Source organism: Neobacillus mesonae, assembly GCF_001636315.1.
Lineage (GTDB): Bacteria > Bacillota > Bacilli > Bacillales > Cytobacillaceae > Neobacillus > Neobacillus mesonae.
Genome location: NZ_KV440949.1, coordinates 4875814 through 4894812, shown reverse-complemented (window position 1 = coordinate 4894812; position 18999 = coordinate 4875814). Strand labels below are relative to the sequence as shown.

General features: G+C 38.8%; 20 protein-coding genes. 9 read left to right on the top strand and 11 right to left on the bottom strand.

The features are described from left to right. Nucleotides 1–88 precede the first annotated feature (88 nt). The gene (locus A6749_RS23025; RefSeq protein WP_066397432.1) at nucleotides 89–1600 is read right to left on the bottom strand and encodes a helix-turn-helix domain-containing protein; all 1512 of its coding nucleotides are present in this window, start codon (nucleotides 1598–1600) and stop codon (nucleotides 89–91) included. Nucleotides 1601–1812: 212 nt separating this feature from the next. Here A6749_RS23025 and A6749_RS23020 point away from each other — a divergent pair, with 212 nt between their 5' ends. Beyond that, nucleotides 1813–2883 (top strand): putative glycoside hydrolase, encoded by a 1071-nt coding sequence (locus tag A6749_RS23020; RefSeq protein WP_066397430.1) that lies wholly within the window; start codon nucleotides 1813–1815, stop codon nucleotides 2881–2883. A gap of 97 nt (nucleotides 2884–2980) precedes the next feature. On the opposite strand, the gene A6749_RS23015 is transcribed toward A6749_RS23020, so the two are convergent. Both A6749_RS23015 and A6749_RS23010 read right to left on the bottom strand, forming a co-directional pair. Then, the gene (locus A6749_RS23015; protein WP_066397428.1) at nucleotides 2981–4042 is read right to left on the bottom strand and encodes an ATP-grasp domain-containing protein; all 1062 of its coding nucleotides are present in this window, start codon (nucleotides 4040–4042) and stop codon (nucleotides 2981–2983) included. 206 nt (nucleotides 4043–4248) lie between these two features. After that, on the bottom strand, nucleotides 4249–4725 hold the full coding sequence (locus tag A6749_RS23010) for a CarD family transcriptional regulator (RefSeq protein ID WP_084797943.1): 477 nt from the start codon (nucleotides 4723–4725) through the stop codon (nucleotides 4249–4251). Nucleotides 4726–4975: 250 nt separating this feature from the next. Here A6749_RS23010 and A6749_RS23005 point away from each other — a divergent pair, with 250 nt between their 5' ends. Further along, nucleotides 4976–6283, top strand: coding sequence for an alkaline phosphatase family protein (locus A6749_RS23005; protein WP_066397426.1), 1308 nt, complete (start codon nucleotides 4976–4978; stop codon nucleotides 6281–6283). A gap of 77 nt (nucleotides 6284–6360) precedes the next feature. Next, nucleotides 6361–7635: an MFS transporter gene (locus A6749_RS23000; protein WP_066397424.1), complete on the top strand. Its 1275-nt coding sequence runs from the start codon at nucleotides 6361–6363 to the stop codon at nucleotides 7633–7635. Between the two features lie 36 nt (nucleotides 7636–7671). On the opposite strand, the gene A6749_RS22995 is transcribed toward A6749_RS23000, so the two are convergent. Continuing rightward, nucleotides 7672–8016 carry a metal-sensitive transcriptional regulator gene (locus A6749_RS22995; protein WP_066397422.1) on the bottom strand — a complete coding sequence of 115 codons (345 nt, stop codon included), beginning with the start codon at nucleotides 8014–8016 and terminating at the stop codon, nucleotides 7672–7674. Nucleotides 8017–8657: 641 nt separating this feature from the next. Between A6749_RS22995 and A6749_RS28665 the strand changes: the two genes are divergently transcribed. Further along, entirely contained in the window at nucleotides 8658–8822 is a 165-nt protein-coding gene (locus tag A6749_RS28665; RefSeq protein ID WP_164745640.1) for a hypothetical protein, read from the top strand. A gap of 57 nt (nucleotides 8823–8879) precedes the next feature. Here the strand turns inward: A6749_RS28665 and A6749_RS22990 are convergent, their stop codons facing one another. After that, nucleotides 8880–9620, bottom strand: a complete 741-nt coding sequence (locus tag A6749_RS22990) for a GTP pyrophosphokinase (protein ID WP_084797942.1) — start codon at nucleotides 9618–9620, stop codon at nucleotides 8880–8882. 25 nt (nucleotides 9621–9645) lie between these two features. Then, nucleotides 9646–10290, bottom strand: a complete 645-nt coding sequence (locus A6749_RS22985; RefSeq protein WP_066397418.1) for a TetR/AcrR family transcriptional regulator — start codon at nucleotides 10288–10290, stop codon at nucleotides 9646–9648. Between the two features lie 280 nt (nucleotides 10291–10570). On the opposite strand from A6749_RS22985, the gene A6749_RS28660 reads away from it, so the two are divergent. Beyond that, on the top strand, nucleotides 10571–10726 hold the full coding sequence (locus A6749_RS28660) for a hypothetical protein (protein WP_164745639.1): 156 nt from the start codon (nucleotides 10571–10573) through the stop codon (nucleotides 10724–10726). Nucleotides 10727–10747: 21 nt separating this feature from the next. On the opposite strand, the gene A6749_RS22980 is transcribed toward A6749_RS28660, so the two are convergent. Next, nucleotides 10748–11338 (bottom strand): DNA-3-methyladenine glycosylase I, encoded by a 591-nt coding sequence (locus A6749_RS22980; protein ID WP_066397417.1) that lies wholly within the window; start codon nucleotides 11336–11338, stop codon nucleotides 10748–10750. A 95-nt stretch (nucleotides 11339–11433) separates the two neighbouring features. Further along, on the bottom strand, nucleotides 11434–12135 hold the full coding sequence (locus A6749_RS22975) for a pirin family protein (RefSeq protein ID WP_066397406.1): 702 nt from the start codon (nucleotides 12133–12135) through the stop codon (nucleotides 11434–11436). Between the two features lie 204 nt (nucleotides 12136–12339). On the opposite strand from A6749_RS22975, the gene A6749_RS22970 reads away from it, so the two are divergent. Further along, entirely contained in the window at nucleotides 12340–13086 is a 747-nt protein-coding gene (locus A6749_RS22970) for a hypothetical protein (RefSeq protein WP_066397403.1), read from the top strand. Between the two features lie 58 nt (nucleotides 13087–13144). Here A6749_RS22970 and A6749_RS22965 read toward each other — a convergent pair whose 3' ends face one another. Then, nucleotides 13145–14083, bottom strand: coding sequence for a manganese-dependent inorganic pyrophosphatase (locus A6749_RS22965; protein WP_066397400.1), 939 nt, complete (start codon nucleotides 14081–14083; stop codon nucleotides 13145–13147). A 301-nt stretch (nucleotides 14084–14384) separates the two neighbouring features. Between A6749_RS22965 and A6749_RS27850 the strand changes: the two genes are divergently transcribed. The 3 genes from A6749_RS27850 to A6749_RS22955 all read left to right on the top strand — a co-directional run bounded on the left by A6749_RS27850 (nucleotide 14385) and on the right by A6749_RS22955 (nucleotide 16602). After that, nucleotides 14385–14537, top strand: coding sequence for a YpzG family protein (locus A6749_RS27850; protein ID WP_084797941.1), 153 nt, complete (start codon nucleotides 14385–14387; stop codon nucleotides 14535–14537). A 160-nt stretch (nucleotides 14538–14697) separates the two neighbouring features. Next, nucleotides 14698–15201: a GNAT family N-acetyltransferase gene (locus tag A6749_RS22960; protein ID WP_066397397.1), complete on the top strand. Its 504-nt coding sequence runs from the start codon at nucleotides 14698–14700 to the stop codon at nucleotides 15199–15201. A gap of 105 nt (nucleotides 15202–15306) precedes the next feature. Next, on the top strand, nucleotides 15307–16602 hold the full coding sequence (locus tag A6749_RS22955) for an ATP-binding protein (protein WP_066397393.1): 1296 nt from the start codon (nucleotides 15307–15309) through the stop codon (nucleotides 16600–16602). Nucleotides 16603–16653: 51 nt separating this feature from the next. Here the strand turns inward: A6749_RS22955 and A6749_RS22950 are convergent, their stop codons facing one another. Together A6749_RS22950 and A6749_RS22945 are read right to left on the bottom strand one after the other, a co-directional pair. Then, entirely contained in the window at nucleotides 16654–17766 is a 1113-nt protein-coding gene (locus tag A6749_RS22950) for a GerAB/ArcD/ProY family transporter (protein ID WP_066397391.1), read from the bottom strand. An 18-nt stretch (nucleotides 17767–17784) separates the two neighbouring features. Further along, nucleotides 17785–18999, bottom strand: a complete 1215-nt coding sequence (locus tag A6749_RS22945) for a Ger(x)C family spore germination protein (protein WP_066397389.1) — start codon at nucleotides 18997–18999, stop codon at nucleotides 17785–17787.

Sequence of the window (18999 nt, the reverse complement as noted above, 5' to 3'; positions counted from 1 at the left end):
TATTAGGCTAGATATTATGGGTCTGTTATTAAGAAATAATAGCAATATTTTTCGAAATCAATAATTTCTTTAGAAAAAAATAGACTCCTTAGATGGAGTCCATTTCATTTTTCACCATATCAACTTTTTGACTGCGGAATTCTCTTGGCGACATCCCAACAAATTCTTTAAAGATCCGGCTAAAGTAATTTGCATTTTGATATCCTGTCAATTCAGCAATTTCTTTAATTGGCTTGTTTGACTCAATTAATAACCGTTTCGCTTCCTTCATTCGAATCCCTGTCAACACATCGGTAAAGCTCGATCCCGTTTTTGTCACCAATAAATGGCTGAAGTATGAGGGGTTCCGGTCCACATAATAGGCGACATCCTCAAGTCTTAATTCACTGTTGACAAAATTCGCCTCCATATACGCAATCCCACGTTCGATTGGATCTTGCTTGAAATTGCGGATATTGGACTCAGCCCCATGGAAAATTTTTTGACTAAATAAAATTAGGTTTTGGACCGTTCGGTAAAGAACAGCATCATACAAGATTGAATTAAAAATATAACGATATTCCCTTTCAAAATGAGGGTTTTCATCAAGATTATAAGTCTTCATATATCTTCTTATTTGCGCAAGGATACTCGTCAGCCTGATTCTGACCAGCCCTGGATCCGGATACGGGACTTGCGATTGCAGGAATTCATCATAGAGCCACTTTTTGATTTTTTCGATATCCATATTGGTCAGCATATCAACCCAGGTACGCTGTTCGGGAGGGGTTAAAAACGGGTCAATATGGGACCATTCCAATATGGTTTCAGACTCCAACACCTGCCGGTATCCTTTATAATACGTTAGCTCGAGCATTTTTCTAGTTTGCAAATATTTTTGATTCAGTGAAATCATAGAAGAACGCCCCGAATGAATCACGATGGCAAGCGGTTCTGTGAATTCCTCTTCCCAGCGCCTCATCGCTTTTTGACACTGTTCTTTCGTATTCAGGCATTGATCCGTGAAGAGAAGCAGGACCAAATCACTTAGTGGGAAAACGCCATGCAGGTTTTTAAATGGAAATTCAGTTAAAAACGTCTGCAGCGTAGGGAGGGCCTCGCTGGTCTCCGTTTGAAAGGCAGCCAGTTGAAAATACTCTTTCCCGCCCACCTGCTCCATAAACAATGCTTCATATGATACGTTTTTGTAAGAGTTATGAATGTTCGTTCCTGTGACACTGTTTTTTGACTGAAGCTCACGTGATGCTTTTTGATAGGCAGATTTGACCTTAGCGGTTGAAAACGGCTTAATCATTAAATCCAAGGCCTGCATATCGATCGCCAGCCGGGCCTTTTCAAACGTTGCCTCGGCACTGGTTAACAGCAGCACGGGCGAATATATCTGTATCAAATCGCGAAAGGTAAGCCAATCGTTTCTGCCGACCATGTCTAGCTCCAGGAGCACCACCTCAGGGGACTCCCGCTCAAACAACACAACAAACTCCTGAAAATCCCCCGCTAAAAAAATATTCGCCACTGGAATCGCCGACGACTTCAACAGCCACTTCAACCCCTCCCGCTCATTCAAATCCCGATCCGCAATCAACCACTTACCATCCATACAAGCTTCCCTCTCCTTGGACACCTACATCATTTTCTTCTACTTTATCATAGATTTTGGTGCCTGACACCACTCGTGGACATTTGTACTCCTGAGGTGGACAATTTGTAATTTTTATCCATCACCCTTTTCGTTTCTCGCTTTGATCTTATAAGCATGATTATTGGTCTAGTTGTAAACGCTAATCAAAAATAAATTAGGAGTGATTTTCGATGCGGAAATTATTTATTTTTGTTATTTTCCTGGCTGGTTTTCTTCTTCCTAACTCTGCACATGCGAACCCCCTAGAGAACAAATCTCCAGTTAGGGGGATCTATGTCCAAGCAGCCAACACTCATGGACCGAAGTTTAACAAATTATTAAACCTTGTAAATCAATCTGACTTAAATGCTATGGTAATCGATGTAAAAGACGACCATGGCACGTTAACATTCCGACCAACAACGGATTCACCTTATCAAGCCATTAGTCAGCCTTATATTAAAGACCCTGCCAAATTAATCCATACCTTAAATAAGCACAATATTTACCCAATCGCTAGAATTGTTGTTTTTAAAGATAATGTATTAGCTAAGTCTAGACCAGATTGGTCATTTAAATCGGCTAAAGGCGTTTGGAAGAATGCACGGGGTGATTCTTTTACCAATCCTTTCGTTAAGCAGGTGTGGGACTATAATATTGGCATAGCGATTGAAGCCGCAAAAATCGGCTTCAAGGAGATCCAATTCGATTATGTACGATTCCCTGAGAAGTTTGAAACATTTGAAGCCTCACTCCAGTATATGGGGCAATCTAAGAAGAAAAGCCGTGTTTCGGCCGTGAGTGAATTTGTGAAAACGGCACACGAAAGTCTAAAGCCATATGGTGTAAAAATGTCAGTAGATATTTTCGGTAACGCCACCGTCATTCCGGAAGCTCCTGGGATCGGCCAGAATTTTTCGGAGATTGCCAAGCATGTAGACGTGATTTCTGCGATGATTTATCCAAGCCACTGGACCGGCATATTTGGGATAAAAAAACCTGATTTAGAACCGTATCGACTTGTTTCAGAGTACGCCAAGATTGAGAATTCCCGGCTTAAGAAACTATCCAAACCGCCGATTTCCCGGCCATGGCTGCAAGATTTCACAGCCTCCTATCTTGGCAAAGGGAATTTTAAAGTGTACGGGAAGAAAGAAATTGAAGACCAAATCCGCGCTCTAAATTCCCAAGGAATCCATGAATTTTTAATTTGGAACGCCGAAAACAACTATACCCCAAACGTCAACTACAAACCGTATTAATAAAAAGAGGCCAATACACCTCTCCAGGAGGATCGTATTGGTCCCTTTTTACTTATTATATATATTTATAAAATCACCGCCTCACGTGGACAAAAGCCTACATTTGTCTTTTTGTGGTGCCTGACACCAAATTTGACCCTAGTATCATTTCCTTTTCAATATGGCTGGCGCGGATGCCGAATTTTGGTTTTAGCTGCTTGTCATCTATCCGTTCTTCAAGCAGGATTTTGATGGCGAGGTATGGCATGTTGATGCCGGAGAGGCAGCTTATATGCATGCCGCCGCTCATGCGTGGATTGATTTCCAAGAGTTTTGGGATACCGTTGTTATATTTCACCTGAATATTAAACACATAGGGAATTTTATACTCGCGGTGAAATTCATGTGCTTGTTGTATGAGTTCACGATGATCCACAAGCTCCCGCACCCTGCCGTCACCTTTCATTCTTGGAATTGCGGCATATAATTTGTCCTGTGACGCCAAGCAATCAATACTGTATTCCCTTCCCTCTAAATATTCCATTACCATTAAGTCTGGAAAAGTTTCCTGCTGTCCTAAAATGTCGCAAGCATAAAGGAAAGGCATGCGAAAACTAGTGCCATGTCGCATGAGCTGCTCAATTGAATCAATCTCATCTTTAAGGACACGAAAGCCATTCGCTCCTTCGCCGACCACTGGCTTAAAACAAACCTTATGTCCTTTTTCCTTTAGTGCCATATAAGCCTGTTTAAAATCAGCAACATTATTAACAATTTTATAGTCTGGAATTGAAAAAATAGGGCTGCTAGTATTGTTCAAAAGCTCCTGATAAGTGACAGCCTTGTTCTCCATCATTTTCATCAAGCCCGCGTTAGGACAAACCAGCACCTTTACCCCAATCGCTTCAAAATCTGCCAGCCGCTCAGATATTAAGACATTTTCCATTCGCGGAACAAAAATATCTATGGCGTGGGTTTTACAAAAATCAAGGCAAAAATCTACATATTCATCCCCTGTAAGATCAGGTTCCTCAAATACAAAGTCACAGTATTGTAAATAAAGCGCATCTCGGTTTGGATGACTTCCGTATATAATAAATTTTCGCTGATCTTCATTGTTACGTATCATTTCCAGATAATGCAAAACAGTCGTAAACCATCTGTTAAACCAAATTTTCATATAAATCCTCTTTCATAATTAGTTGTCGAATTCCCACTATGTTCCAGTCGAGGAAATATTATATCATGAAAATATTGAAAATCAAATTTGTTAAAAATAAGTATACATTACATTTATTATGTAAACTTGATTTTTGACAAAAAAAACACGCTTCTAGGAAACAAGAGCGCTGTTTTTTTAAGGAATACAGTTTCAAAATAATGTACTTAAACCACCTTGTTTTTTAACCATTCCGTTGCCTGTTTTTCAGATATCCCTTTTATTAAGCCTAATTCACCGACGAACAGCTTCCGTGCACTCTCCAGCATTTGCTTCTCGCTCTGATTAAGTGCTTTATTATGATTTATACGCATTAAATCACGTACAACTTCGGCTCCGTCTTTAAAATTTCCTGTTCTCAATTTGTCTGAGTTAATTTTGTATCTTTCTTTCATGGAAAGAGTAGTATCGGTTTGTCCATGTTGGAAAATATTTAATACCTTTTCAAGTGTAGGTCTATCTGAAACCAAGCGAATCCGTGCTTTTCTTTCTTTTCCAACAGGAATCATGACCCGCATTTTACTGCTAGGTATTTTAATTACATAATAATTTCGTTTCTCGCCTAAAACTTCCTTTTCTTCTATAGCCTCAACAACCCCAGCTCCCTGCATTGGATACACAACGTAATCACCAACTTGAAACAATTAAAAACACCTCCAAAATTTGAAACCATAATAAGTATAACACATATGCAATTTTTTATCAAATTTATTATTATAACATCAATAAATAAAACCAGTCAATATATTTTTTAGGGATATTTATGTTTTTTTTTAACAAAGAAATTTGTTATAAATCGCCTTCTATACTTATAAAAAACTTCGGAATATTATTCCAATTCCCGCTGCATATAGTACAATAAAATTAACTGGACAACTATTAACGGAGGTTTCCATGGAACGACTTACCGACCATCTCATTATCATCTCATTCGATTGCCTATCAGCTTTAGACTTTCCTATTTTAAAAGACTTGCCGCATTTTCAAAAAATTCTAAAGCCCGGAGCCTATGTCGAAAAAGTTGAAACCGTTTACCCATCCGTGACTTATGCCTGCCATGCCTCCATTGTGACAGGAAATTATCCGAATCGGCATGGCATCATAAATAATACCTTGGTGCAGCCTGGATGGAGGTCGCCTGATTGGAATTGGCACCGGGATTATATCAATGGAACCACCCTTTACGATGAAGCAAAAAAAGCTGGATTGGTTACAGCCTCCTTATTATGGCCGGTTACAGCCAAAGCAAAAATTGACTATAATATGCCGGAAATTTTCGCCAACCGTCCATGGCATCATCAAATTTTGGTCTCCCTGATAAATGGAACACCAGGTTTTCAATGGGAGCTAAACAAGCGTTTCGGTCATATCCGGAAGGGGCTGAATCAGCCAGCATTGGATGACTTTGTTCTAGAATCAACTGTCCATACCATCAAAACAAAAAAGCCTAACTTATTGATGGTGCACTTCACGGACCTTGATACTCAGCGCCATCATCACGGATTTTCTTCCAATGAAGCTCTTGCAGTATTACAACGCCATGATATCCGCCTTGGACGAATTCTTGATGCGCTAAATTATAGTGATATATATGAAAGTTCTACAGTGGTCTTGCTAGGAGATCACAGTGCCCTCGATGAAAACAAAGCGATCAAGCCCAATGTTCTTTTCCGGAAGCATAAACTGATTACGGCCAACGCCAGGGGAAAAATAAAAAATTGGATGGCCTATTGTAAAAGCTGTGATGGCTCAGCATATATTTATCTTAAAGATTCGAACGACACAACAACACTCGCCAAGGTCGAACAGCTTTTAACTTCATTAGCCAATGATACCGACTCGGGAATTGAAACGATATTAACAGGAGCACAAGCAGCTGAAAAAGGTGCTGACGGCTCGTGTTCCTTTATGTTAGATGCCAAAAGTGGCTATTACTTTTTAGAAGATATAGAGGGGGAATACATCAAAGAAATTACTGCGGATGATGTGATGGCTGATCCTAAGTACACGCTTGCCACCCATGGCTATTCACCGGAAAAAGAAAATTATGAAACCATCTTAATGGCGGCCGGAAAAGGAATAAATCCCGTCACCATCCCTTTCTGCCGACTTATTGATGAAGGACCTACTTTTGCCCGGCTGCTGGGTGTAAGTTTAGGAGAAACCGACGGCCGAGTAATGGAGGAATTATTAACAATTTAAGTAGTTATTTCTGTATACGACTGTAATGACGCGTATCCAACCGTAACCACCATCACAAAAATAAAGGGGGCTTCAAGATGACCCGGATGTCCAAGCAAGAAAAGAGCTGGGTATTCTACGACTGGGCCAATTCAGCATATTCAATCCTGATTACCACCGCGGTATTTCCGTTATATTTCAAAGCGGCTGCAACAGATGCCGGGGTCAGTGCCACTACTTCTACTGCTTACTGGGGGTATGCCAATTCGTTTGCAACACTGCTGATTTCCATTTGCGCACCCGTTCTCGGAAGTATTGCCGATTTCAAAGGCTTTAAAAAACGCTTTTTTACCTTCTTCTTTGCTTTAGGAATTATTTTTACCTTTTTGCTCGCGGTCGTTCCGAGCAGCCAATGGCTATTTCTGCTGATTTGTTATATGCTCACCGTCATTGGCTTCGGCGGCACTAATATTTTTTATGATGCCTTTCTTGTCGACGTCACAACCGAAGAACGAATGAACCGGATTTCCTCCAACGGCTTTGCGATGGGTTATATTGGCAGCACGATCCCCTTTATCCTTGGCATCGCGTTAATCATTTTATCACAGCAGCACATACTTCCCATCTCCGTTTCCACAGCCAGCCAGCTGGCTTTTGCAATAACAGCGCTTTGGTGGGGATTGTTCACGATTCCCATGCTGAAGAATGTGAATCAGATTTATTACAAGGAACAGGTTCCGAATCCAATTTCGAATAGCTTTAAACAGCTGTTTCAAACGTTTAAAAAAATCAAACTTTACCGCCCGTTGTTTCTCTTCCTATTAGCTTATTTTTTTTATATTGACGGTGTAAACACCATCATCACGATGTCGACAGCCTACGGGTCAGATCTTGGTATTGACTCGACCAATCTATTAATTATCCTGTTTGTGACCCAGGTAGTGGCGGCGCCATTTGCCTACCTTTACGGAAAGCTTGCTGACAAATTTCAGGCAAAAAGAATGCTGCTCGTCGGAATCATCATTTATATTATAATTTGCAGCTATGCGTATTTCCTTAAAACAGTATTGGATTTCTGGATTTTGGCGATGCTGGTAGCCTCCTCACAAGGTGGAATTCAGGCATTAAGCCGTTCCTATTTCGCCAAGCTGGTACCGAAAGAAAACGCAAACGAATTTTTCGGCTTCTATAGTATTTTTTATAAATTCGCCGCGATATTAGGACCGTTCTTAGTTGGCGTCACGGCACAAACGACCGGCAATACGAACAGCGGTGTGTTCAGCTTAATAATCCTATTCATCATAGGCGCCGTTATTCTGTTACGAGTGCCTGAAACAACCGAAATCCCTCACTCTAATTCAATATCACAATAAGCACAAAAAAGACTCCAAACTGCAGGAGTCTTTTTCTTATTTTTTCATTAACTTTTGGATTGTCACAAGGACCTCATCCAAAACCTCTAAGTCGCCTTCTTGAATTCTTTCAACCACACAGCTTTTCATATGGCCTTCCAGCAGAATTTTTGCTACGCTGTTTAAAGCTGATTGAGTAGCGGAAATTTGATGGATGACATCGTCACAATACGTATCTTTTTCAATTAACCCTTTAATACCGCGAATTTGACCTTCAATACGATTTAATCTTGTAATGAGATTGCTTTTTATTTTATCGGAATGATGGCTTTTACGGTGGCTGTCCTCATGATTGCAACAAGACGAATCCAAGACTTCTTCATGACTCAATTCATTTGACATGTAAACGGCCTCCTCTCTTTGCTTGATTATAACATACCCCCCCACCGTAAGGCGAAGGTTATTATGAAAACTAAAACATGCTTTTATTGTACGAAATATTTTATTATTTTAAGCTACAGTGAGTTATTTTTAAATTTTTCGGATTTATTAACTTATATGGCCTATAATCACCATTTTTCGACTTTGTTCAATCTAACACATGATGTTAAGATGAAAACTATGAAAAATAAGAAGCTGTGAAACAATCATAACCGGAGGGATTTATATCAATCAGTTAAAATTGAATTACACACACGATATGGAAAAAGCCATGTATAATGCCCATGGAGTATGCTTTGCCGACTACAGCAGAAAGCTGGACGTTCGTATGAAGGTCGAAAAACGACGTGAACGGGAATACCTACAAAGCCAGCACATTTTGACAAATATCGAGAAAAAACTGCATTATTAATTCCTTTCAAAAAAGCTAGTCCATTTGGATTAGCTTTTTTTATAAAAAAAGGTTTAAAATGATAACAATTGGGGAAAAGCTGAATACAATTATTTAACAAAAAATACTCAATTACCGTTCATTTTATTCGCAATTAAGGCTCGGAATCCTATATAATATCTTCATATAATATTGAAAGGTGTTGGTTAATTTGGCAAACCAAACTGAATCAAAAAAAAATATATCTGTAAATTCCACGATTTCGTTAAAAGGAATTGTGAAAGCCATCTTCAACGATACCGTTCATGTGCAAATCGGCGGAAAGGTTATTACAATCCCAACATCTGAATTTTTGGTTGAAAAACCGGCACAGTAACATTTGATTACTCAGGAGGTTCATCATGTTTATCCTATGAGGGACCTTCTTTTTTTATCAATCCTTTTTTGGTAATAAATTCTCCAGTAATGGAATATTCCAGCTGCTGTTTTTGCTGTCAATTAGCATGCAGTCTTGAGTTTCTTCATTGGCTTGTTTAATTTCAATAATTTCATTATGCAGCCGTTCCATTTTTTGATCGAGCTGCGCAGCCATGACAGCTGCTTCCTTCAATTCAGCCGTCATATGGCCGGGGATTTCTTTATTATACTTATAATAAATTTTATGCTCTAAGCTTGCCCAGAAATCCATCGCAATTGTCCGGATTTGAACCTCTAGATACGTTAATTCTTCCCGGTCCGACATGAAAATTGGGATCTGGAGAATTAAGTGCAAGCTTTGATAACCATTCGGCTTAGGTTTTTTTATATAATCCTTGTATTCAACCACCTTAACATCCTTTTGCTTAGCAATCATTTCGGCCAGTTCATATATATCAGATATAAAAGAACAGGTGATCCTAATCCCAGCGATATCCCTTACATTTTCCTTAATAGAAGCTAAAGTAAATTCATAACCTTTACGGTGAACCTTCTTTAACAAGCTTTCAGGAGATTTGAGCCGTGATTTGACATGCTCGATTGGGTTATAGTCATGCATATAATTAAATTCTTCTTTTAATATGTTAATTTTGGTGTTCATTTCATCTAGCGCAAATTTATATGCCATCATAAATCTTGTTAATTCAAATTTTAACGCTCTTAACTCTTTTAAATCAATCACTTGTTCAAGATCCACGAATGAACGTCCTTTCCTAAAAACATTACTCATTATGATTTTGTAATTGTTCTAAAATGTCTGGCGGAAAAACCATGCGGCAAATCACTTTTGCCATTTCGGAATAGTTTACCCTATTTCCACTTTGTTTTTCTTTTTCATGTCCATTTTCGACCAATACCATAATGGACCAGGTAACAGTATCTAAATCTAAATCGTTCCATGTTAAACCTTTTTCATTAATTTGTTTTAAACCAAATAAAATTCTCTCATGGATTTTCAATCTTGCTTCCTTCATAACCTCGGCAAGTTCCATGTCTTTCGATAAAATTTCTGGTAACACTCGGTAGAGTCCAGATTGCTGCAATCGCCTGGCACGTACTTCTAAAAGAGAAGCCAATACTGATTCAGGATTACTGGAAAACCAGTGTGGCTCCGGCGCTAGAAAATTATCGATTTTATCTTCCAAAAGGGCCATAAGAAGCTGCCGTTTATCCGAAAAATAACGATAGAATGTACCTGTTGCCACCCCGGCATGTGCCGCTATTTCCTTCGCAGTTGTCTGTTCATACCCATTTAATGTAAATAGAGCCTGCCCGCTCTCAAGCAGTGCCTCTCTCTTCTGCTGGGCCCTAACTTGTCTTGGAATAAATGGAAATTCGCCAACAAGCAAATCTTCTTTTTCCGACATGATTACCACCTCATTTCACATCATACCATACTCCCCAAAAATGAACTACAGTTCACCTTTCCGTTGACAACCTGCCCATAACATGTAATACTTGAACTACGGTTCATGTTATGCTGTATCCCTTTTAAACACCCCTTGAAAAATTAATTCATAACATGACCGTTTTTTCATTTTTTCCAAAATGCCTACAAACTAAGAAGGATATCGAGGAGATTCTCCGAATAATATAATGTAAACTTTAACAATTTTTCTTTTACTAATTTGAAAGGTGTTGAATTTTATGGCCAACCAATCTGAAGCAAAAAAAATCTCAGTAAATTCTACTATTTCTTTAAAAGGAATTGTGAAAGCCATTTTTAACGATACCGTTCATGTTCAAATTGGAGGAAAGGTAATCCCCATTCCTGCATCTGAATTTGCAATTGATAAAAAATAAATAAAAAACGATGTCTTCCTGTTAAGACATCGTTTTTTTGCTGCTTTTTTGATAACAGAAACAGGTTTCAATATGATCATTCACCAATCCAGCCGCCTGCATGAAGGCATAACAAATCGTGGAGCCGACAAACTTAAAGCCGCGTTTCTTTAAATCCTTGCTTAAGTGGTCGCTGATTTCAGTTGTAGCAGGTACCTCGCTTAAATCTTTGAAATGATTTTGGATGGGTTTGCCGCCAACAAATGACCAAATGTAATCAGCAAAAGAACCGAATTCCTCTACTACTTTGAGAAACGCCTTAGCATTAGTCACGACAGCATTGATTTTCAGTCTATTTCTGACGATTCCATCATTATGTAAAAGCGCTTCAATCTTATAATCATCAAATGCTGCAATTTTTTCGGCATTAAAGTGGTCGAACGCTTTACGATAATTCTCCCGCTTTTTTAATATCGTGTACCAGCTTAACCCCGCCTGTGCACCTTCTAAATTTATCAACTCAAACAGCAAACGGTCATCATATACCGGAACACCCCATTCATTGTCATGGTAGTCTATATATAACGGATCTTGGTTGACCCAGCCGCAGCGGCTGACAGCTTTGTTTTCCATGAAATGCACCTCTTTTCTCTTTCATTTTATCCTATCTATTCGGAACAAGGAAATGAAAAAAGCCAAGGCTCCTTCAGCGAGGAGCGATGGCTTTGTTAATCAATTTTTTTCATCTCCAGGATGACAACATGGGTATGTTCAACTGCGGTAATATAAATGTCCTCTTCCACAATTTCTAATGCATCTCTTTGGTTTAAGTCAATCGTATTAACTGTAGAGCCGCCTTCTACCTGAACCATATATGCCTGTCTTCCTTCACCGATAGGAAAGCTGATTTCATTCCCCTTATTAAGTTCCAATGCAAAGACATTAACATCTTGGTTTATTTTGATTGGGGCATCCCCTTCTTTACTTGACACCATATGGAGCCATTGGTTATGCCTATCTTCCCAATTAAAGCGATGGTCGCCATAGCTTGGTGTATAACCGTTTTTATCAGGAACGATCCAGATTTGTAAAAATCTCAATGTTTGCTCGCCTAGGTTTTGTTCACTATGATACACCCCAGTTCCAGCACTCATATATTGAACATGACCTCGGGAAATAGTACTTTTATTCCCCATGCTGTCACCATGAGTCAGTTCGCCATTGACAACATAGGAGATGATTTCCATGTTTTGATGTGGATGAAGATCGAAGCCCGTGCCCGGAGCCACCATATCATCATTAAGCACGCGTAACATCCCAAAATGGATATTTTTTGGATTGTAGTATTCGGCAAAAGAAAAGTGGAAAATGCTACTTAACCAACCCAAATTACTTCTGCCCATGTTTTCATTATCTATTTTTCTTAGCATGATCATGTTCTCCTTTTTAAATCTCAAATATTATTATCTCGAATCCGAGATAATAATATACCATCTATCTGCATTTGTCAAAGCAGCCGCACAAATCACCCGGAACTCCCCTTTTTTACCTCATCCCTCGCCCAATATTGTCCCCACATTTATTTTTCATACATAAGATATCAAGAACAAAAAAATAACGAGGTGGAGTGTGATATGGGCTTATATATCAATAAGAAACAGCATCTGGGTGTTTATAAAACTAATTCTATCCTCCAAGAACCGAATCAGTCGTTCGCAAGGCAGGATTTTCTCACAGAATTAATGAAGCAACAGGAAAAGACTAATTCCGCTTTACAAAGCTCCTTAAACGAATTAAAATCCCGTTCCTTAGAACAAGAAAAAAGTCATTTCCAACAATGGAACAAGGTCGGCCACCAGCTGTATGAACTAAGAAAAAGCAATTTGGAACAAAAGGATTTTGAAGCCCAAATGGTTCAGTTCTTACAAAGCCTTCAAGAAAAAAATGAATTTTTCCAACAGGCTTTGCAAAATGAAGCAGTGCTGAAAGAAGACATTATTGAAAATGTCCATCGGTTAAGTACCAGCCTTCAGGAGATTTCTAACAGGCTGGAAAAACAAGAGGAAACGAATCAGCAGCTTAACCAGCAATTACAGGAGCAGCTGGTATTGCAAAAGGAAACGTCAGCAAAACAGGAAGAATTTCAAATGGATGTCCTCGAGCGGCTGGACAATCAAGAGGCATTAACGGAAAAAATCCTTCGTCAGCTAAATCATTTTCGTTCGATTATTTTTGAGCGGACAAACTTTTTGGCGTCAAAAATTGAAGATGGCTATAAGCTGACATCATCGTATGTGTACAAACTGATGACCGGCTCCGATCAGCCGTTAACCTTTTTCATGTTAAACCAAAAAGACGACAATCACCAAAAGCGGGAATAGACGCCTAGCATGAAAAATAAAAAAATGTCCATGTCATGAACACATGGACATTTTTTTATTAAATTTCCACTTTATTAAAAACCTCAGTTAATACCGGAACGATTTGTTTCTTACGAGAAACAACACCTTTTAATGTTGCCGTATTGTCGGATAATGTTACATTGTAGGCTCTTTCAACCGCTGCCGATTTTCCGCCAAGCGCCAGGGCAACGGAATCATTTGTTAAAATATCAGTAATGACAAATAAAAACAAGTCTAGGTTCTTATCAGCAATTTTTTGATTGATGGCAGCTTCCAATTCCGCTTTACGCGCAAGCACATCAGATGGATCGACTGTATTAACTTGAGCAATCTCAACTTTACTCGAACCCATATCAAAGCCTTTCGCATCAAGAGTCAATAATTCCTCAACTGTTTTGCTGCTAACATCAGCACCTGCTTTTAGCATTTCTAACCCATAAACATTGGCATCCACACCTGCGATTTCCGCTAATTCATGAGCAGCAATCACATCTTCATGTGTGCAGGTTGGTGATTTAAATAATAAAGAGTCAGAAATAATCGCAGAAAGCATTAAGCCGGCAATCTCTTTACTCATGGTCTTGCCATTTTCTTTGTACATTTTATTTAGAATCGTAGCAGTACAGCCAACTGGTTCACAGCGATAATAAAGCGGGTCGCTTGTTTCAAAGTTTGCAATACGGTGATGGTCAATTACCTCAAGGATGCGTACCTCGGTAATATCATCAGCACTCTGCTGACGTTCGTTATGGTCAACTAAGATAACAGACTTTGCTTCTTTTGCAACTGCTTCAACTAAACGAGGTGCTTCTGCCTTGAAGGTATCAAGTGCATACTGTGTCTCGCCATTAACGGCACCCAGGCGGACAGGCTCCACATTCAATCCTAATTGTTTCTTCAAGTCAGCATAAGCAATCGCTGAACAAATGGAATCTGTGTCAGGATTCTTATGACCGAAAATTAATACTTTTTCCATGTTACTACTCCCAATCGTTGTAAAGTATGAAGGTCATTCAAAAACGGACCCTAATGGAAATTATATATGATTATGCTTTAGGATTCAAAAAAAATTAAGTGATTTTTGCAAATCACCTTATTATTATATTTCAAAAACAAAAAATTGTGATTGGTTTTTATTCCTTTTCACAATGTTTTAAAAAGGCAGATCACAATATTCTATGACCTTTTCTGACTATTTTTAAACCTATTAACAAATAATAAAACTGATATTCCACTACGAATATCATCGTTTCAAAATCCTTTATAGAGGTGATTTGATGAGCTACAGAGAGCGTTTAGATGAAAAGTCAGAGCTATTTAACCACACTTGGACAAGACCGAAACGTCAAAGTTCCCAGGTAAATGGCCAAACGCAAAGGTCGCAAAACGATATCATCCTAAGGAGTAATGCCAAAGCCCACCGCTGGTAAGGATACGGCACAGAAACGAAATCTGGAGGCAGACAATACCTACTTCCAAAACCAGAAAAACCTTTTCCGCTTAAATGGAGAAGGTTTTTCTTTTTAGGTATTGATTTTCAAATGATTGAAATTTACGATAAATATTAGTAAAAATCAGACACAATAAGGAATGATGATCATGTTCACTGTAAGAAACGCAGAGATGAAGGATTTACCAGCGATTATCGAGATTTACAATTCAACCATTTCAAGCAGAATGGTAACGGCCGATTTAGAACCAGTAAGCGTTGAAAGCAGGCTTCAGTGGTTTCAAGAGCATTCCCCTTCATTCCGGCCGTTATGGGTGGTGGAAGAAGACGGTATTATTTGCGGCTGGGTCAGCTTTCAATCATTTTACGGCCGCCCTGCCTATAACGGCACAGCTGAAATCAGCATCTATATCCACCAGGATTACCGCGGGAGAAAATTAGGCAACTATTTAATTGAAAAAGCGTTGGATGAATGCCCTAAGCTGGGGATTAAAACACTGCTCGGCTTTATTTTTGCTCATAATGTGCCAAGTATAAAGCTCTTTTCTCGGTTTGAATTTGAAAAATGGGCCCATCTTCCCAATATAGCTGAATTAGATGGAATCGAGCGTGACCTTGTGATTCTTGGAAAAAGAATCTACTGAATTCCTATTAAAAGTAAAAATTAGATTCCAAAGTTATTGATTTTCTTGTACTATATATTAGGACTAATGTTTTATAAATATCCCAAGTATATTCAGGAGACTTTTATGCAGAAAAAACAGCTTATCCTCCTTTACATTATCATAAGTATAGTTTGGATTTTTGGATCTAATTCTTTAATTTATCACTTTTTGCCAAGTTCTTTAAATGATATAGCAGCGAGGATTAAAGAGGTTATATACGTCATCATTACCGGCGGATTTTTTTATTTTCTTATCCATAAGACAGAGGAACTACATGCCTCTAAAGAAGATCAACAGCGTCTTTCTACTTTAATTAATTCGATGGTGGACTTTGTAAATTTTAAAGATGGGGAAGGCCGATGGATTGAAGCAAACAATTTCGGTCTCCAATTATTCCAGTTGGAAAATGTCGATTATCGCGGCAAAAAAGACTCAGAGCTTGCAAAATATACGGATTTTTATGCAGAAGCATTAAGACAATGCGAGATTTCAGATGAGGAGACATGGAGAAATGGGGAAATTACCCGAGTGGAAGAATCTCTTCCGATACCGGATGGATCAATAAAAACCTTTGAAACCATCAAAGTTCCTCTGTTTAACTCGGATGGGTCAAGAAAAGGTTTGGTTGTGATGGGACGCGACATCACTGAGCGAAAAGAAATGCTGAAGGAATTAAAGGAAAGAGAAGAACGTTTAAGACGCACAGAAAAGCTATCGGTTGTTGGTGAATTATCAGCAAGCGTTGCCCATGAGATTCGCAACCCGCTTACATCCTTAAAAGGTTTTGTGCAGATCCTTCAGGTAGAGGATGTAAAACACCAATATTATTACCAAATAATGCTCGATGAATTAAACCGAATAAACCATATTGTCGGTGAGCTTTTATTGTTAGCCAAGCCGCAGCATGTTAAATTTTCAAAAGCATGGATTCAAAAACTTCTCCATGATGTGATTTCATTATTAGGAACTGAGGCCAGTTTATATAATGTGCAAATCGAGTCTTCTTTCCCTAATGAAGACCTTTTCATTGAATGCGAGCCGAACCAGCTGAAGCAATTATTTATCAATATTATTAAAAATGCTATTGAAGCCTCTACGAAAGGCGGCAAAGTGACGATTACTCTTAAAAAAGAGGACGGAAACAGGATCTTAATCATGATTGAAGATAATGGCTCCGGAATTTCAGAAGAACGGCTGCAGAAAATCGGCGAACCCTTTTATTCTTCCAAAGAAAAAGGTACCGGCTTAGGTTTAACTGTCAGCTTTAAAATCGTCCAATCACATAAAGGGACTATCCGTTTTGAAAGCCAAAAGAACGAGGGAACTACCGTATTTATTGAATTACCTATCGTCCATGAACGGCCATCTAAAGAAGATTAAATTACAGTAAAAACTGCCTTACTCAATGCTTAGGGCAGTTTTTTTATTTACTTACGATGCAGCAGTCTTTGACTTTTTATTGCGATTTCGTATGAATGCAATCATTAAAAATAGACACGGCAGAATAATTTGGAATGGCCAATGTAAATAAATCGGGACAATCTCAAGCCCCTCCTTTATATGTTCCGTATAGTTAGGGGCAATCATCAATGCAGTTACGAGAATAAATATTCCAATAGGTAAATTTATTTTTCGATAATCTTTAAATTGAAATAAGTTTGCTGTTCCAATGACAACTGCGTAATAAAATATGGCTACTTTAATAAAACCAGCAATCATTAAATAGAGCATGAACATGACATCTAGCCGCTCTATAAAATTAAATAGCTGGATCTTACTAATGGTAGAAAGCAATGGATAAGGCGAACGGATAAATAAATCAATCCCCAATGTCGCAATATTAATAACGGTCGCGATTGTAAAATTTATCCCGCTCAATACCATTCCTGTAATACAAACTATTTTTGCTTTCTTTGCCTTATTTAGATATGGAAGCAGCATGGTAAATACAACCATCTCGCCGAAAGGAAATGTCAGCGGCCCTTTCAATGTCGTCTTGATAATCGGCAGCCAGCCATTTTCCAAAACAGGTTTCAAGTGTTCCAAATGAATTAAGCCGGAAAAGATGATTAGAAAAAAACCGACAATCGCCATTAAATAAACAACAGCAAAAAACAGTTCTCCCACCCGGGCAATGACTTCAAATCCTTTCTGGATGGCATAGGCATTTGTAACCATCAATAAAGTCATAAGAAAAAATAACGGTGTATGGGTGTAAATAGTTGATGTCAATAATTCTCCGAAATCGCGCAGCACTCTTGCTGCAAGATAGGCGAAATAGATCATATAGAAATAACCGATTATTTTCCCTGGCCATTTACCAATTATTTTTTCTAAATAACCAGTGAGAGGAAGGTCTGGATAATATAGGAACAGGCGGTAATAAACGAAAAATAGCATTACTCCGCAGGCCATTGCGAGCAGAACGGAAATCCATGCATCTTGTTTTAAATTCAGTGGGAATCCAACAAGGATTGAGCTGCCCATCTCAAACAAGACGACTAACACAAATAGCTGTTTTGTACTGATTTTCGCCTTCTCCACGATCCATCCCCCTTCCGATTATTTTTTCAAATTCGTCCAAAATGGCTTTCCTCTTAAACCTGATTCCCGATAAAAGGTATTTACCTCGACGTGATAATCCATGCTGGCGAACTGGTTATTCCAGTCAGCTTTGATTTTCTTCCAAAGCTTTGGGTTGCTGCGATGGACTCTTTCGCCAAAACCAAAGATATCTGCTTTATATCCTTGTACTTGTTTGATCGCGTCTTCCACTTCTTTTTTTATTTGAGCAGATGCTAATTTTTCCAGCTCATCAATTTTCTTTGGGTTTTCATTATCAAATTCTGTATTAATCTCACTTAACTTAAAAACCGTTTCAATTTTAATATTGGCAAATGGTTTTCCATTTTTATACGTTATCTTAATATCAGTATCTGATAAATAAGGTGTGGTGCTAATCGCATCCTTTTTTCCATTATAATTAAAATCGATATCTGTCCCTTTCATTTTATTCATCAGCCAAACAGCACCGCGGACATGATTATGAGTCAGCCAGCCTGCTAATTTCCCATCTTTCATCACTGCCAGCCCATCGGCAGTAATCATTGCCGGAGGTTTTGTTGTATTAATATTCTGCGGGGAAGTCCCCTTCTCCGGACTGCCTTCCAATATAAAGCCGCTCAATACCGGTTCTTTCCCAGAACTAGTAACTCCCTCTAAAAGATCATCAATGGTTACTTTGATATTTTCACCAAGCATAGCTTCAGTCGCTTCCAGTGTCTTCGTAAATCTATTCATTGGCAGCTTATCAAGATTGGTTAGGATTGAAATTAAATCTTCCGCCTTTCGCTCTTTTGCAACAATAACCGCTGTTGTTGTACGAAACTCCGGATCGCGGTCAAAACCGTCTAAAACATCCATAATTCCTTCCCTTGCTAGCTCCTCACCGATTATGACAATACTTGTATGAGAATAGTAAATTTCCCTCGGAATCTTTTTCGTTGCTTTTCTGCTCGCCGCTGTAATATTGTTCCCCGTACTTTTATAAACCACGACGGGAGGTCCTTGACCGCCTCCTCCGCCATTTTGACCGGACGAAACATTTGCCGGCACCACCACTTGAAACGTAACATCAAATTTCTCATTTCCTGTGCCCTTATCGATTCCAATCGCCATAACAAAGGCTAAATCAGTCAGCTCCCGCTGATTCCAGCAGCCGCCGAGCAGCGGAATGACGAAAACCAATAGTAGCAGAGCTCGATACATTCTATTCAT